The organism is Acidimicrobiia bacterium (assembly GCA_041394025.1).
Taxonomy (GTDB): Bacteria; Actinomycetota; Acidimicrobiia; order IMCC26256; family JAOSJL01; genus JAOSJL01.
The window spans coordinates 413,098-429,333 of sequence record JAWKJA010000003.1 but is presented as its reverse complement, the minus strand read 5'-3'; the positions used below and the strand labels follow the sequence as shown (position 1 = coordinate 429,333).

Sequence of the window (16,236 nt, the reverse complement as noted above, 5' to 3'; positions counted from 1 at the left end):
CGGGACACGGTGATGACCTCAGGACAGGATGCCGGCTCGACGGGTCGAGCCGTGGCGATCACGGGCGCCTCGGGGTTCGTCGGTCAGCGGCTGCTGGCACACCTCGATCGCTCTCCCGAACTGGGTCGACTCGTCGGCCTCGATGTGCGCGATCCCGAGCGGCGGGTACGCCACCTCGACTTCCACCGCGTCGACATCGCCCACGCGGAGCTGAAGCCGATGCTCGACGGCATCGACGTGCTCGTTCACCTCGCCGCGATCCACGATCCCATCCCGGACGTCGATCTGATGGCTCGTGTCAACGTCGGGGGCACACGTCGCGTCCTCGATGCGGCGGCCGCGGTTGGTGTCGATCGGGTGGTTCTCATGTCGAGTGCCACCGTGTACGGGGCGTGGGCGAACAACCCCGTCCCACTCACCGAGAACGAGCCGTTGCGCCCCAACAGCGGGTTTGATCCGGCGGTGCAGTCGGCGGAGGTCGAGCGGCTGCTCGCCGAATGGTGTGCCGCGCACCCCGGTGTCGGTGTTGTCGTCCTGCGTCCCGCCCCGATCCTCGGGAGAGGCGCGCAGCACCTGATGGCCCGCGTCCTGGCTGGTGCGCCGGTCGCCGTCCGCGGGGCGTCGTCGCCGGTCCAGTGCTCCCACGTCGACGACGTCGCCGATGCCCTCACACGCGCGTGCACGGCCGACATGTCCGGCGTCTACAACGTGGCGTGTGACGGCTGGCTCGACGCGGCCGACGCCAACGAGCTGCGTGTGAGGCGGCTGCGTCCATCGCTGCCCCAGGAGCTGGCGGCCCGCGCCCTCGCGGCCGGCTGGACATCGGGCCTCGGTGACATCCCACCCGGTGTCGTCCCGCTCATCACCCACCCGTGGGTCGTGGCGAACGACCGTTTGCGCGCCACGGGTTGGGAGCCGTCGGCGTCGAACGAGGACGCCCTGCTCGCCACGGCGGACTCCCTGGCGACGCCCCCGGTCTGGCCCTGGGTGGTGGCCGGGACGGCCACGGTGGCGGCCGCCGTCCTGGCGGAGGAGGTGCTCCGGCGGAGGCGTCGCCGCGGGCGCGCCTGATGCCGCTGCCGGTCAGGCCGAGGCCGTCGCCAGGTGCTCGGCGCGCCAGTCGTCCCACTCGTCGGTGAAGTAGCGGACCCTCGTCTTCTTGTACTCCTTGACCGACCAGAGCAGTTCATAGTCGGTGATGCCCGTCTCCTCGCTGATCGCAGCGATGGTGTTCTCGCAGGCCTCACCGTTGCGGCCGTGCACCATCGTGAACACCGAGTACGGCCAGTCGTCGTAGGTCGGTCGGCGGTAGCAGTGGCTCACGGCCGAGAACTCGGCCATCCGCGGTCCGAGCGCCTCGAGGTCGTCCTCGGGCACGGCCCACACGCCCATGGCATTGGCCTTGAAGCCCGCTGTGCGGTGGTTCATCACGGCGGCGAAGCGGCGCATCAGCTTCCGGTCCTCGAACGAGCGCAGGAGCTCGAGCACCGTGTCCTCGTCGCACCCGATCGCCTCCCCGTGGACGGCGAAGGGACGCTCGACCAGCGGGAGGTCGTACTGGACGGCGCTGATCGTCGCGACCTCGAGGTCGCTGAGCTCGGGGACCGGCATCTTCTCCGCCCGCTCCGGCTTCTCGTGGGCGAGGACCTCACTCTTGGCGTCGGCGGCGGTGTCGCCCGTCATGTCGAGCTTCACGCCGATCTTGAACAGCTTCAGCGTCGGGAGCATGCGGGTGAGCTGCGAGCCCGACAGCGAGTGCAGAACGTCGACGTGGTCCTGGAGCTCGTCACCGGGGGGGACGGCGATGGTGTACCAGAGGTTGTACCGGTGGTTGCGCTTGTAGTTGTGGCTCACGCCGGGATGTCCGGAGATCACGGCGGCCGCCTCGTCGACCCGGTCGGGCTCGATCTGGGCCGCTACGAGGGACGACCCGTACCCGAGGGCTCTCGTGTCGAAGATCGCCGAGAGTTGCCGGAGAACGCCGGCGTCCTTCACGCTCGCGGAGTGCGCTCCCGGACCTCCGCCTCGGAGATGTCGAGCCGGTCACCGAGGTCGGCGTAGGGCCTCGGGGTGAGCGGAAAGTCCCACTGCAGCGCATTGAGGAGTTCGCGGTCCAGGTCGTCGAGCTCGGGCATGGCGTCCATGGTGACGGGGCGGGCTCCGGCGGACAAGTTCTGTTCCGGCGCGACTACGGCCAGTGTGCCGTGAAGAGCGTGACAGAGCGCGTCGAACCGTGATTCGCCTCCTCGCCCGGGTCGAAGACCCGAAGCGTCAGCTCGGCCCCGGGCGGGCGCTGCGCCACCTCCGCGGCGAGCTCGTGGATTCCGTCCAGCTCGTCGTCACCCACGTGGGTGATGCGGTCCCCGGGCTCCAGGCCCGCGGTGTCCGCCGGACCACCCGACGCGACGTCGTCGACCTGCACCCCGCCCGAGGTGTCGTCGTGCCCGCTCAGGCCGATCCAGCCCGGGACCACGGCACCGGACGCGCGGAGCTGGTCGACCACGTCGGCCACCAGACGCGTAGGAGTCGCGCCTCCCGGCGGGAATCCGTCCCGATCGCCGGCGACGACACCGACGAGCCGCCCGTCGTCGTCGACGACCGCAGCACCGACGGCGTCGGTCGGTGACCGCGTGTCGAGCTCGAGCATGCCCGGATGGGTCGTGGTGCCCACGGTGACGACCACGTCGCTGGACGACACCGTGGCCGCAACAGGCGGCCCTGCCCCAGCCTCGCGTGCGCCCACAACGACGACGCTCGCTCCCGGGTCGGCTGCGACGCCGCGGTCGAGCAGGAGTGACGGAAGAGGCGACCCCGACACGTGTAGGAGCGCGATGTCGGTCACCGGGTCGGCGCCGACGAGGGTTGCCGTCCGGGACGCGCGGCCGGCCGGTACGACGACGACGGTATCGGCGTCGTGGAGTGCCGTGTAGCTGGTGACGATCTCACTCGAGACCTCGCCATCGCGGTCGGCGGTCCGGCGTATCACGACGCCCGAGGCCGTCGTGGCGAGATCACCGGTCGTCGCACGCACCGCCACGACGGAAGGCTCGACGGTGCCCGCGATGTCGCTGGTCGGAGCACCCGCGGATGCCGACCCGGCCTCGGCGGGCACGTCTGAGCTGTCGGCACCCGAGACGTCGAGCAGGCCCAGGGCCGCCAGGACGACGATCGTGACGAGACACCCGGCCACGGCGGTCGCGGCCGGGAGCGGCCACGTGCGACGGGCGGGCCGCACCGGAGCGGGCTCGGGCGCACCACGGAGTTCGCTGGGATGGGACCAGACGCGGTCCAGGGGATCGGGTGGGGAGCCGTTCGGCTCGGACTCGTCGTCTCCGCCCGGCATGACGGCGAGTGTAACGACGCCCGACGCACGGGAGGCCTCGCCCCGAACGGGCGTGGGGTCCCGCCGGGAGCGACGGCGGGCGAGAGCGTCACCAATCCGTACAATGAGCCCGTGGACGCGCAACCGGGGGACCGCGACTGGGTCGGCCTGTTCGACGCGCCTCTTCCCACCGACGAGGCGGGTCGGTGGGTCTCCACGCCCGGTTCGGGCGCTGTCGTGTCGTTCCAGGGAGTGGTACGCGACCACTCCGACGGCCGGCCCGGTGTGACGGGGATCACCTACGAGGCCTATGCCGAGCAGGCCCAGCTGCGGCTGAGCGCCGTCGTGTCGGCACTGCGCGACCGGTGGCCTGCGGTGGAGCGGGTCGTCCTGCTCCACCGCGTCGGTGATCTCGCCGTCGGAGAGGCGTCCGTGGTCGTTGTCGTGTCGGCCCCTCACCGCCCGGAGGCCTTCGAGGCGGCACGCTTCGGCATCGACACCGTGAAGGAGACCGTTCCCATCTGGAAGCGCGAGCACTGGGCCGGTGGGTCCGACTGGGCGGAGTGCGGCCACGATGTCGTCGCACCGCCCGCCCCTGCGACGGCGTCGGCCCGCGAGGCCCGCTAGTGGCGCGCGACATCGCCATCGACCTCGGTACGGCCAACACGCTCGTGTACGCGCGTGACCGCGGCATCGTCCTGAACGAGCCCACCGTGATCGCCCTCAACACGCGGACGATGGAAGTGCTCGCCATGGGTCACGAGGCCTGGCAGATGATCGGCCGGACACCGAGCTACATCCAGGCTGTCCGACCACTCCGCGGCGGGGCGATCACCGACTTCGAGATCACACAGCGCATGATCCGGTTGCTCTTCCAGCGCGCCGGGATCTCCCGGCTCAGCAGAGCGCGGGTCCTGATCTGCGTGCCCTCCGCCATCACACACGTCGAGCAACGTGCCGTCCTGGAAGCGGCGCGCCGGGCCGGTGCCGCGACCACCTATCTCATCGAGCAGCCCATGGCGGCGGCGATCGGAGCGGATCTCCCGATCCACGAGCCGATGGGCAACATGGTCGTCGACATCGGCGGAGGAACCTCGGAGGTGGCGGTCATCTCGCTCGGCGGCGTCGTGGCCCTCGAGGCCGTGCGTGTCGGGTCCTTCGACCTCGACGCGGCCATCGCAGCCTTCGTCCGAAAGGAGTTCGGCATCGCCATCGGCGAGCGGACCGCCGAGGAGATCAAGCTGGCGATCGGGTCGGCCTACCCGACCCGGGAGGAGTTCCGCGCCGAGGTGCGTGGACGCGACCTGATGAGCGGCCTTCCCAAGACGGTCGTCCTGTCACCTGCGGATGTGCGTGGCGCGATCGAGGAGCAACTCCGGGCCATTCTCGACGCCGTCATCGGCTGTCTCGGCCAGACGCCCCCGGAACTCGCCCAGGACCTCATCGTCCAGGGCATTCACCTCGTGGGCGGTGGCGGGATGCTGCGCGGTCTCGACACGCGCATCGAGGAGGAGACGAGGGTGCCGGTGCATCTCGTCGATGCACCACTCGAATGTGTCGTCCTCGGTGCGGGCCGCTGCCTCGAGTCGTTCGACCAGCTCCGGGACCTGTTCATGGCCAAGGCCCGGACCTGAGAGAACCGGTCACCCGGGAACGGGTCGGGAGCCGCCGCCACCGTCGTCGACCCCTCCGCCGAGATCCTCGGCGGCTTGGCGCACCTGCCAGTCGCGGTCCTCGGCCGCCGCAGCCAGCGCGACGTCGACGGCGTCGCCGTCGAACGGCGCCAGGGCCAGGACGGCCCGGCGCCGCACCGCCGGCTTGTCGCGACACGCCGAGAGGATCGCCTCGAGCCCGTCGGGATGGCCGAGAGCACCGAGCGCGGCGACGGCGGACTCACGGACCAGCGCATCGTCGTGCCCGACCGCCACCGACGCCAGGCGCGCAACGGCCCCGGCGGACACGGCGGTGGCGCCGAGTTCGCCCAGAGCCCACGCGGCGCCCTCGGCCACGTGCTCGTCGTCCAGCAGTCCGAGGAGCACCCGCGCCCCAGGAACCGAGCCGGTCGCGACCTCGGGGGCAGTGTCGGTGGCTCGGCGCCGCACAGCCGCGTCAGGGTCCGTCGCCGCGGCGGTCCACGCCGAGCGAACCGCAGCAGCGGTGGCGTCGAGGCGGACCAGCGCCCCCAGGGCGGCGCAGCGGACGAGCGGCGAGGGATCGTCGGTCACGAGGGGGAGCAGGTCATCGATCACCTCGTGGCGCGGGGCCTCCGCCCCACGGCTGCCGAGGATTCCCCGCGCTGCTGCCGCGGCTGCCCGTTCGTGGGCATCAGCGACGTCCTGTCCGGTCTCGGCGCCCGGGCGAGTCACGGGGCCGAACCCTACAGTGGCGTCCAGATCGGCCGATGGGAGGAGGCCCGGAGTCCGCGGATCGACCTCGGACATCCACTCGTAGACTGGTCGCCTGTGACGAACGACAGCTACCGGCGAATCGGCGCTCCGCTCCCGTTCGGTGGGCGCGCCACCTCCCCGATCGTGGGCGCCGCCGTCGCCCTCGTCGCCGTGTTCAGCCTGACCGTCGCCTTCGCTGCGGCGGCCGATGTCGAGACCGGCCCGCTGGAGGCGCGCGCCGCCGCGGCCGACGACGCGTCGCCGGCGTCCATCTCCGGTGCACCCGACGGCCCGCTCCTCCCCGACCTGCCGGTCCCCGATCCCGTGCCCGAGGATCCCTTCGAGGACGTCCCCATCGTGCCGATCGGGTCCATCGAGATCCCCGCCATCGGGCTCTCCCACACGATGTACAGCGGCGTGTGGCTCACCGTTCTCGACCACGGTCCCGGCCACTGGCCCGGGACGGCCGAGCCCGGGGGCTACGGGAACTCCGTCATCGCCGGTCACCGGGTCACCAACTCCCATCCGTTCCGCGATCTCGACCAGCTGGACGTGGGCGACGAGATCATCGTGAACGACGATTCGGGAACCCACGTCTATTCGGTGACGGGCACCGAGATCGTCGAGCCGACGGCCCTGCGCATCGTCGAGCAGAGCCACGATCGGACCGTCACGCTGTTCGCGTGCCACCCGCCGGGCAGTGCCGCCCAACGGATCGTCGTGCACGGAGACCTCGTCCGGAGCGACCGCGCCGCACCGGCGGCCTGAGGGAACCGGCGGCCCGGCGACGGCGTTGTCCGTGTCGCACCCGATCGGTCACACCCGGTTGCCGGTCCCGTTGAGGGACTCGGCGGAGCCGTGATACGACCTTCCGGGATCCATCTGCCGGAGAATGCCCGTGCCTGAGTTGCCGTCGACCGTCGATTCGCCGCCTCCGCCCCCGCCGCCGTCGGGAGCCTCTCCCACGGGGCCCCCCGGGGACTCACGCCGGCGCCGCGGCCGTGGCTGGGTCTACGGCGGGATCGCGGCGGGCATCGTCGTCGTACTCCTGGCGGTCGGCGCCTTCCTCCCGCTGCCCTACATCGTCTTCAGCCCCGGCTCGGCCACGCCGGTCGAGGACGCCCTCGTCATCGACGGAGCCGACACCTACGAGCCGAGCGGCGACATCCTCTTCCTCACGGTGAACGTCTCGGGACGGGCGGTGCCCTTCCAGATCCTGTGGGGCTGGCTCGACGGCGACTCGGAGGTCGTGAAGGAGGACGAGTACCTCCAGGGGGACACGCGCGAGGGGGTTCGCGAGCTCGCGCGTATCGCCATGGTCGAGTCGCAGGAGGTGGCCACGGTCGTCGCACTCGAGACCTTGGGCTACGAGGTCCCGCTCAGTGGAGACGGTGCCGTCGTTCGCATGGTCGGTGAAGGGGAACCCGCCGACGGTGTGCTCGAGGTCGACGACGTGATCGTCGCCATCGACGGACAGCCGGTGGAGCTCGCCACCGACGCTGTCGAGCTCGTGCGAGCGCGCGACGCGGGGGATGACGTCGAGATCGAGTTCGTGCGCGATGGCGACGCGGAAACCGTCACCGTCGAGACGGTCGAGAACGACGACGGCCTGCCACTGATCGGCGTCTCGCTGCAGACGGAGAACCTGGAGATCGACTTCCCGGTAGACGTCGAGATCGACACGGGGAAGGTGGGCGGGCCGTCCGCCGGGCTCGCTTTCACGCTGGCCATCATCGACGAGCTGACCGAGGGGGAGCTCACGGGCGGCATGAAGGTCGCTGTCACGGGGACCATGAACTCCGACGGGGAGGTCGGTCTCGTCGGCGGCGTGCCCCAGAAGGCCGCCGCGGCCGACGACGCGGGAGCAGAGCTGTTCCTCGTGCCGCCGGGTGAGGAGGACGAGGCGCGCGCTCACAGCGGGGGTGTGCCCGTTGTCGCGGTGGAAACGATCGACGACGCTCTGGTCGCGCTCCGGGAGGCGGGTGGAGATCCCCTCGTGAGCCCCGTCGAGGGGTCACTCGATCCGGCAGCCTGACCCACCGGAGGGGTCAACGGATTCGATCACGTGTGGCAATACGATGTTCTGTCGCGTGGGCACACCGGATCCGGGGGTTCGTACATGACCGAACGTGCGTCGCAGCACCAGAAGATCTCGACATCGGGCATGTTGTCCCCGACGGAGATCGCCGAGCGGTCCTTTGCCGTCGCGCGCAAGGGCCTGTCTCCCAACGAGGTCCGGAGCTTCCTGCGACGCGTCGCCGATTCCGTCGGTATGGCCCAACAGCGCGAGCAGGACCTCCGCTCCGACATCGAGAGGCTGGAGGCGAAGCTCGCCGAGCCGGTCGAGCTCGACGAGCGGGAGTTGCTCGACGCGCTCGGCGAGGAGACCGCCAGGGTTCTTCGGTCCGCCCAGGATGCAGCGGACGCGATCCGCGTCAAGGCAGACGAGCGTGCCCTGCGGATCGTGCGCGAGGCGCAGGAGGAAGGTCAGCGCCTCCGGGAGACCACCGAGCGCATCGTGGCCGAGCAGCGCCAGAACGCGGAGGACGTGGCATCGGAGATCCGCGAGACAGCGGAGCGCAACGCGCGTGAGTCGTCGGAGCGCGCCGCGACCGCCGCTGCCGAGATCAAGGCCGAGGCAGAACGCACCGCGGACAGCGCGGTCGAGGAGGCGCGCACGAAGGGCCGCGAGATGGTCGCGGAGGCCCGTAGCGTTCGCGAGCGCATCCTCACCGACCTCACCAAGCGGCGGAACGATCTCGAGGCACAGATCAACGCGTTGAAGTCGGAGCGGGAACGTCTCGTCGAGGCGCACCGTGTCGTGCAGCGCGCCGTTGCCGAGGCGGGCGCGGCGCTCACCGGTGCCACGGGGCCGGAGGCCGATGCGGCCGTGCCTCCCGATGTCCCCGATTTCATGGGCACCACGGAGCCCACAGACACAACCGGTGCCGAGTCACCGTCAACACCGGAGCCCACCTCGGAGCCGGAAGCGGAGTCGGACGACGAGCCACCGGCCCCGAACGGCAACGGCGCCGAGGCCGGCGGCGACGGAGGCAGGAAGGGCGTCCGTGCCTACGTGCGGGGGGCCCTCGGGTACGAGAAGTCCGAGGCCGACGGTTCCGATCGGGAGGAGGAGGCGTCCGCGTCCGGCTCCGACGTGGATGTCGACGACGGCGACGCCGCCGACGCCATCTTCGCCAAGCTCCGAAGCGCCGATGCGGATGGCCCCACCGCGGGCTCCGAAGACCCGCCGGCAAGCGACGACACCGACACTGCAGACGATGTTCCCGACGACACCGTCGACGAGGCTGTGACGATCGCCGACACCGGACCCACCGATGACGATCCGGCGTCGGTCGCACTGCGAGAACGCGGCGAGTCCCTGGCGGCGCAGCGCACCGAGCTGGCGAAGGCGCTGAAGAGGCAGCTGCGCGAAGACCAGAACGAGCTCCTCGATGCGCTGCGCAAGAAGCGCGGCAAGCTCACGTCCGAGAAGCTCCTCCCGGGCGAGGCCGAGGCCCGCACGGCATGGACCGAGGTCGTGCGCGGCCCTGCCACGACCGCCTACCACGCGAGTGGTTCCGACGCAGAGCTCCCCGCCGAGCTCCTCGATGACCTCGTGGGTCGCGTTGTCGTCGTGCAACGCGAGACCATCGCCGCGGCCATCGACGACGACACGGCCGACCCCGACGAGATCGTCGAGAGCATCAGAGCCCGGTACCGCGAGTGGAAATCGGCCTCCGTCGACCAGTGGGTCGACGACATCCTCGTCACTGCCCATGCACAGGGTGCCTTCGACGTGGTCGAGGACGGCACGGTGCTGCGCTGGGTGGTCGATCCCGACAGCGGGTGCGGCCCCGACTGCGAGGACAACATGCTCGAGCCGACCCGTGCCGGCGAGCCGTTCCCGACGGGCCAGACGCACCCCCCCGCCTACCCGGGGTGCCGGTGCCTGGTGGTTCCCCTCGACGACGCCACAGCGGAGACGCTCGGGATCGCGACCTCGGCGGCGTCCTGACCGAGCCCGGTGAACCGTCGTCGCGACGTGCGGCGACGACAGGCGGTGTGCGCGGTCGGATCCCACCGGCCTCCGGCTACCCTACGGCCGGATGCGTGTTCCCCCCGAGGTGCCACCCGAGAAGCCGCGCCCCCGTCGGCGCCTTCGCGCCTGGCTGATCGCGGCGGCGGTCGTCCTCGTCCTGCTGCTCGCCAGCCTCTGGCAGTTGGCGGAGTTCTACACCGACAAGCTCTGGTTCGACAGCGTCGGCTTCGGGGGTGTCTGGAGCGGCCTGCTGGGTGCCCGCATCGTGCCGGCGGCCGCGTTCACGACGCTCTTCTTCGTCGTGATGCTGGCGAACCTCATCATCGCCGACCGCATCGCCCCCAAGCTCCGGACCGGGGGGCCCGAGGACGAGATCGTCGACCGGTACCGCCAGGTCGTGGGCCCCTACCAGGGTCGGATCCGCCTGGGAATCGCGTTCTTCTTCGCCCTCATCACCGGCATCGGTGTGTCGGCGCAGTGGCGCGAGTGGATCCTGTTCCGCAACTCCGTGGACTTCGGCATCAAGGACCCGCAGTTCAACATGGACATCGGCTTCTACGTCTTCCAGTTGCCGTTCCTGAAGTTCGTGGTGCAGTGGACGTTCGCGAGCCTCGTGATCGTTCTCATCGTCACCGCCATCACGCACTACCTCAACGGCGGGATCCGCCTCCAGGCCCCCCACCAGCGGGTCACGCCACAGGTGAAGGCGCACCTCTCCGTGATCCTGGCGGTGATGGCCCTCGTGCGGGCCGTCGACTACTGGCTCGGACGCTACGAACTCACGTCGTCGGCACGCGGCGTCGTCGACGGTGCCAGCTACACCGACGTGAACGCGCAGATCCCCGCGCTCCAGCTCCTCGCCGGTGTCGCCGTGGTCGCTGCGGCGTTGTTCATCTGGAACATCTTCCGGCGCGGGTGGGTCCTGCCGGTCATCGCGGTCGGTCTGTGGGGCCTCGTGAGCGTCACGGTCGGCACCATCTACCCGGCCGTCATCCAGCGCTTCCGGGTCGATCCCAACGAGCTGTCGAAGGAGTCGGAGTTCATCGAGCGCAACATCGAGGCCACGCGCCAGGCGTTCGCCATCGACGACGTGGAACAGGTCGTGTTTCCCTACGAGCCCACGCTCACCGCCGAACAGGTCAACCAGAACCTCGTGACGGTCGACAACGCACGCCTGTGGGACCCGGCGCCGCTCCAGGGCGTCTACCGGACGCGCCAGGAGGTCGGCTCGTTCTATGAGTTCGCCGACGTCGACATCGACCGCTACATGGTCGACGGCACGATCCAGCAGGTGCTGCTCTCGGCGCGAGACCTGTCACCCGAGAAGCTTCCGTCGCGCTCGTGGACGAACGAGCACCTCGTGTTCACCCACGGCTACGGCGCCGTCGTGTCGGAGGCCAACACCCGCGAGGACGACGGCGATCCGCGTTATCTCCTCTCCGACATCCCCACTGTCGGCGACGCGATCCCGCTCGAGCAGCCCCGCATCTACTTCGGTGAGGGAATCAGTGGCTTCGCCTACGTCGACTCGAAGCAGGAGGAGTTCGACTTCCCGAGAAGCGACGAGGAGTCCGACGACGCGGAGTTCACGCGCTACGACGGTGCGGGCGGAGTCGAGGTGTCGAGCCCGGTGAAGCGGGCGGCGTTCGCGCTCCGCTTCGGCGACTGGAACACGCTCTGGTCCGACCAGATCGAGAGTGGCACAAAGGCGCTGTTCCGGCGCAACATCCGCGACCGCGTGGAGGCCGCGGCGCCGTTCCTCGAGTACGACGCCGACCCGTACCCGATCATCCTCGACGGTCGTGTTCTGTGGATGATCGACGGCTACACGACGACCGACAAGTACCCGTACTCGCAGGCGATCAACGACGAGCGACTGCGCTCGGGCAGCGGACTCCGCCAGAACCTCAACTACGTCCGCAACTCGGTGAAGGCCACCGTCGACGCGTACGACGGAACGATCAGCTTCTACGTCGTCGACCCGGACGACCCGATCATCCAGGCGTACGAGAAGGCCTTCCCCGACCTGTTCACCGACCTCGACGAGGCTCCCGACGGCCTCGAGGAGCACTTCCGCTACCCCGACGACCTCTTCCGGGTCCAGACCGACGTCTACGCCAAGTACCACGTCACCGACGTGTCCGACTTCTTCAACGGCAACGACCTCTGGGTCGCGTCCCCCGATCCCGGGTCGGGGGAGCTGGGCAGTGAGCCCGTGGCGCCTGCGGCACCGGCCGACGAGAACACCGAGGAGGAGACCGAGGAGCCACGTGACATCGAGGTCACGTCCAAGCGGATGGACCCGCTCTACCTGCTCACGAAGGTCCCGGGCGACGAGTCGGAGGGCTTCCTGATCCTCCAGCCGTTCGTGCCGATCTCGGAGAACGACCGGCTCATCAACATGCGCTCCTTCATGACGGCCAAGTCCGACCCCGGCGAGTACGGGCGGCTCCAGGCGTTCGTCATGCCACGTGACCAACAGGTGAAGGGGCCCGTCGAGGCCGACAACGCCATCAACTCGACCGCCGAGATCTCGCAGGAGTTCACGCTGCTGAACGTGGAGGGCTCCACGGTGATCCAGGGCAACCTCCAGACGATCCCGATCGAGGACTCGATCGTCTACATCCGCCCGATCTACGTGGAGTCGAACATCGCCCGGTTGCGTTTCGTGACGGCCTACGACGGCGAGAAGGCGGTGCTTCGCGAGACACTCGACGAGGCGTTGGCCGCTCTCTACCCGGGCTTCCGGGGGATCATCCCGGAGGACACGAGCGCTGTTCCCGAGGAGCTCCAGGCCGATCCCGACGCGGCTCCGCCCGACGAGGAGCCCGACGGCGAGACGCCCGACACGACCGAGCCCGAGACGCCCGACACCACGGAGCCCGCGCCGACGGGTTCGGCGGCGGAGCTCCTCCAGCAGGCCGACCAGGCCTTCGCCGACGCCGACGAGGCGCTGAAGAACGAGGACCTCGGCGAGTACCAGAACAAGATCGACGAGGGGCGCGACCTCCTCGGCCGTGCCCTGGAGCTGCTGGCCCAGGAGTCGGGTGGCGACTCGTCGGCGCTCGGCGTGACCTCGGGCGGCCCCGGTCTGGCGACGCCCGTGGCCCTCGGCCCGGCCCGGCCGGCCATCCCCTGGGCGTCGTCGGGGACCTGACAGCCGATCGCGCCCAAAGGGTCCTCCCCGGCCTTGTCGCGCCGGGCCCCGAATTGTTACTATCTCCGTAGTGGAAATACCCGGTTCCCCTCGGGTTTCCGCCCTTTTCCCGCAAGCCGTTCCGGGGCCCACTCCCCGGTGGAGGCAGACATGGCAGTGTCCGGGGTCGATCTCGGCAAGTACAAGCTCGGCTGGTCCGACACCGAGGACTACGTCTACAAGCCCGAGAAGGGCATCAACGAGAAGGTCGTGCGCGACATCTCGTGGCACAAGTCCGAGCCCGAATGGATGACCGACTTCCGCGTCAAGGCTTTGAAGCGCTTTGAGCGCAAGCCGATGCTCCCGTGGTTCGCGCAGAACATGCCCGACATCGACTTCGACGACATCTACTACTACATCAAGCCCACCGACCATCAGGTCGACGAGTGGGACGAGCTCCCCGAGCAGATGCAGGAGACCTACGAGAAGCTCGGCATCCCCGAGGCCGAGCGCAAGTACCTCGCCGGGGTGACAGCGCAGTACGAGTGCCTCCGTGGTTCCACGCTCGTGTGGACCTCCGCCGGAATGCGCCCGATCAAGGACCTGACTGCGGGCGACGAGGTCTTCTCGCTCGACGAGGAGACGAAGAAGATCGTTCGCTCACAGGTTGTCGCGGCCGCCAGTTCCGGCGACAAGGAGGTCTTCGAGATCTCCGCCCGGGGCGCCACGATCGGCGCATCAGGCAACCACCCCTTCCTCGTCCTCCGCGATGGAGGTCATCCGACGTGGATTTCCGTCGCCGACCTGAACGTCGGCGATCTGGTCGCCGTTCCAACAGCGTTGCCCGTCGACCGCGAAGCGCCGAGCGTCGAGGACGCTCGCCGTTCAGTCGGCGTCCTCGAGCAGAAGTCCGTCGCTCTCCGATTGGAGAACGAGGTCGACGTCGTTCTCGGCGACAGCGACATGCTGGGGTTCGTGCGAATCGATTCGATCGAATCGGTGGGCGTCGAGACCGTGCACGACATCGAGGTCGCGGGCCACCACAACTTCGTCGCCGAAGGCTTCGTGGTCCACAACTCCGAAGTCGTCTACCACAAGAACCGCGAGGACCTGGAGAAGCTCGGGGTCCTGTTCTCCGACATGGACACCGCGGTGCGCGAGTACCCCGAGATCGTGCAGGAGCACATCGGGACGGTCATCCCGCCGGGCGACAACAAGTTCGCCGCGCTCAACTCCAGTGTCTGGAGTGGAGGGTCCTTCATATACGTGCCACCGGGTGTGCACGTCGACATGCCCCTCCAGGCGTACTTCCGCATCAACGCCGAGAACGCCGGACAGTTCGAGCGGACGCTGATCATCGCCGACGAGGGTGCGTCGGTTCACTACGTCGAGGGCTGCTCGGCGCCCGTGTATTCCTCGGACTCGCTGCACTCCGCCGTCGTGGAACTGATCGCCAAGCCGAGCGCGCGCATTCGCTACACGACCATCCAGAACTGGTCACCCAACGTCTACAACCTCGTCACCAAACGCGCCCGCGCCGAGGAGGAGGCAACCGTCGAGTGGATCGACGGCAACATCGGCTGTCTTGCCGGTGGGTCGCGGGTCATCACTCCTGACGGCCCCAAGGAAATCGCCGACGTCCGTGCCGGCGACCGTGTCCAGTCATGGGATCCCGAAGCCGGCGAGTTCGTTTTCGCCGAGGTCACGGCCAGCCGCTACTCGGGGCACCAGCCCGTCCACACGGTCACCCACGGCGTACGTTCGCTGCTGGCGACATCGAACCACCCCTTCTACTCGTACACGTACGATCCCGAGCGACCGAAGAAGCTCGGTCGCTACGCGCTCGACTATGTCCGTACCGACGAACTAGCACAGGCCATCGTGCCGAGGAGCTCCGTCGACTACGGCCAGCCCCACAAGATCGTGTGGCCCGAGGCGTCCACCACGTTCGAGTCCTCGAATCAGTGGAGTGACGCGTTCACAGCCACCCGCGCCCGCATCCCACGCCTCCCAGGAGAGATGATCGAGACCGACGACGAGCTCATGTGGCTCCTGGGTCTCTACATAGGTGATGGCTCGATGGAGACTGCGCAGGCTGCTCACGGGGGTCTGCGCTGGGCCAAGGTTCAGTTCTCGGTACCTGCCGATGATCGGGCGCGTCCGAAGCTCATGCGGGCGATGGGCAGACTGCTCACCGGTACGGAGCCCACCGAACGTGCCGACAAGCGCCTGGTCTCGTGGAACTCGGTAGATCTCGCCCGAACGCTCCTCAATGAAGGTTTCGAAGGCAAGGCGCGGACCAAGCGGCTGCCGGCATGGATCGCTGGGCTGCCCGAGTCCCAGCGCCTGGCTCTCGTCGCCGGCTACGTCGACTCCGACGGGTGTGTGGTGCCCGCCCGGCGATCGTTCTCGCTGAAGTCGGTCAATCGACCCCTTCTCGCAGATGTGGCGTGGATCCTCACGACCCTCGGTATCCCAGCCCGGCTCCACACCGAGTTCGACGACCATCGCGAGGTCGAGATCGTCGGCAACGCGTGCACGGCTCATGGCGCTCACCGGCTCGAGTTCCCGCTCGACAGCAGAGTGCTTCCGTTCCTGAGCGACGAACTCGCCGACCTGGCACGTGCAGTCCCGCCCGCACAGCTGACACATCACCGGAGCGTCGGCCGTTCGAACATCGACCTTCCAGATGCTGTCGAGTGCCGGACGGTTGAGGTCTCGGAGCAGAGCGCCGTGGAGGTTCCCACGTACGACATCGAAGTCGCCGGTACCGGGAACTTCGTGGCTGAGGGGTTCATCGTCCACAACAGCAAGCTCACGATGAAGTACCCGGCGGTCGTGCTCACGGGGCCGAAGGCCCACGGTGAGGTGCTGTCCGTCGCATACGCCGGGGAGGGGATGCACCAGGACGCCGGGGCGAAGATGACCCACGTCGCCCCCGAGACGACGTCGATCATCGACTCGAAGTCGATCTCCAAGGACGGGGGCCGCACGACCTACCGCGGCCTCGTGAAGGTGGACGACGGCGCCACGAACGTCAAGAGTCATGTGCGCTGCGACGCTCTCATCCTCGACCCCGAGAGCCGATCCGACACCTACCCCTACATGGAGGTCGACGAGAAGGACGCCCGGGTCGGCCACGAGGCCACGGTCAGCAAGGTGGGTGACGACCAGATCTTCTACCTGATGAGCCGCGGGCTCACCGAGCAGCAGGCCGAGGCGATGATCGTGAACGGCTTCATCGAGCCGATCACCAAGACGCTCCCCATGGAGTACGCCGTCGAGCTGAGCCGCCTCATCGAGCTCAACATGGAGGGCTCCGTCGGCTGACGCCGGCACGCCGAACATC

General features: G+C 69.0%; 12 protein-coding genes and 2 pseudogenes. 10 read left to right on the top strand and 4 right to left on the bottom strand.

The features are described 5' to 3' along the window. Positions 1-12: 12 nt before the first annotated feature. Positions 13-1,071, top strand: coding sequence for an NAD-dependent epimerase/dehydratase family protein (locus R3A49_09380; GenBank protein MEZ5170941.1), 1,059 nt, complete (start codon positions 13-15; stop codon positions 1,069-1,071). Positions 1,072-1,083: 12 nt separating this feature from the next. On the opposite strand, the gene R3A49_09375 is transcribed toward R3A49_09380, so the two are convergent. The 3 genes from R3A49_09375 to R3A49_09365 are packed head-to-tail and all read right to left on the bottom strand — an operon-like array spanning position 1,084 to position 3,343. Then, complete coding sequence (locus R3A49_09375) at positions 1,084-1,995, bottom strand: Lrp/AsnC family transcriptional regulator (protein ID MEZ5170940.1); 912 nt, start codon at positions 1,993-1,995, stop codon at positions 1,084-1,086. Further along, entirely contained in the window at positions 1,992-2,135 is a 144-nt protein-coding gene (locus R3A49_09370; protein MEZ5170939.1) for an Lrp/AsnC family transcriptional regulator, read from the bottom strand. Before R3A49_09370 ends, R3A49_09375 begins: the two co-directional genes overlap by 4 nt. Before the next feature lie 53 nt (positions 2,136-2,188). Then, complete coding sequence (locus R3A49_09365; protein ID MEZ5170938.1) at positions 2,189-3,343, bottom strand: S1C family serine protease; 1,155 nt, start codon at positions 3,341-3,343, stop codon at positions 2,189-2,191. A gap of 111 nt (positions 3,344-3,454) precedes the next feature. Here R3A49_09365 and R3A49_09360 point away from each other — a divergent pair, with 111 nt between their 5' ends. Next, positions 3,455-3,949, top strand: coding sequence for a molybdenum cofactor biosynthesis protein MoaE (locus R3A49_09360; protein MEZ5170937.1), 495 nt, complete (start codon positions 3,455-3,457; stop codon positions 3,947-3,949). A gap of 11 nt (positions 3,950-3,960) precedes the next feature. Beyond that, on the top strand, positions 3,961-4,956 hold the full coding sequence (locus tag R3A49_09355) for a rod shape-determining protein (GenBank protein MEZ5170936.1): 996 nt from the start codon (positions 3,961-3,963) through the stop codon (positions 4,954-4,956). 9 nt (positions 4,957-4,965) lie between these two features. Here the strand turns inward: R3A49_09355 and R3A49_09350 are convergent, their stop codons facing one another. Beyond that, positions 4,966-5,688, bottom strand: coding sequence for a HEAT repeat domain-containing protein (locus R3A49_09350; GenBank protein MEZ5170935.1), 723 nt, complete (start codon positions 5,686-5,688; stop codon positions 4,966-4,968). A 96-nt stretch (positions 5,689-5,784) separates the two neighbouring features. Between R3A49_09350 and R3A49_09345 the strand changes: the two genes are divergently transcribed. The 7 genes and pseudogenes from R3A49_09345 to R3A49_09315 all read left to right on the top strand — a co-directional run bounded on the left by R3A49_09345 (position 5,785) and on the right by R3A49_09315 (position 16,217). Further along, entirely contained in the window at positions 5,785-6,477 is a 693-nt protein-coding gene (locus tag R3A49_09345) for a class E sortase (protein ID MEZ5170934.1), read from the top strand. A gap of 130 nt (positions 6,478-6,607) precedes the next feature. After that, positions 6,608-7,744, top strand: coding sequence for a PDZ domain-containing protein (locus tag R3A49_09340; protein ID MEZ5170933.1), 1,137 nt, complete (start codon positions 6,608-6,610; stop codon positions 7,742-7,744). A gap of 84 nt (positions 7,745-7,828) precedes the next feature. Further along, positions 7,829-9,727: a DivIVA domain-containing protein gene (locus tag R3A49_09335; GenBank protein ID MEZ5170932.1), complete on the top strand. Its 1,899-nt coding sequence runs from the start codon at positions 7,829-7,831 to the stop codon at positions 9,725-9,727. A 91-nt stretch (positions 9,728-9,818) separates the two neighbouring features. Further along, a complete protein-coding gene (locus R3A49_09330) occupies positions 9,819-12,908 on the top strand; it encodes a UPF0182 family protein (protein MEZ5170931.1) in 3,090 nt (1,029 codons plus the stop codon). Between the two features lie 150 nt (positions 12,909-13,058). Then, positions 13,059-14,468 (top strand): annotated as a pseudogene (locus R3A49_09325) (SufD family Fe-S cluster assembly protein). A gap of 438 nt (positions 14,469-14,906) precedes the next feature. Continuing rightward, positions 14,907-15,371 (top strand): annotated as a pseudogene (locus R3A49_09320) (LAGLIDADG family homing endonuclease). 99 nt (positions 15,372-15,470) lie between these two features. Beyond that, positions 15,471-16,217: a SufD family Fe-S cluster assembly protein gene (locus tag R3A49_09315; protein MEZ5170930.1), complete on the top strand. Its 747-nt coding sequence runs from the start codon at positions 15,471-15,473 to the stop codon at positions 16,215-16,217. Positions 16,218-16,236 lie beyond the last annotated feature (19 nt).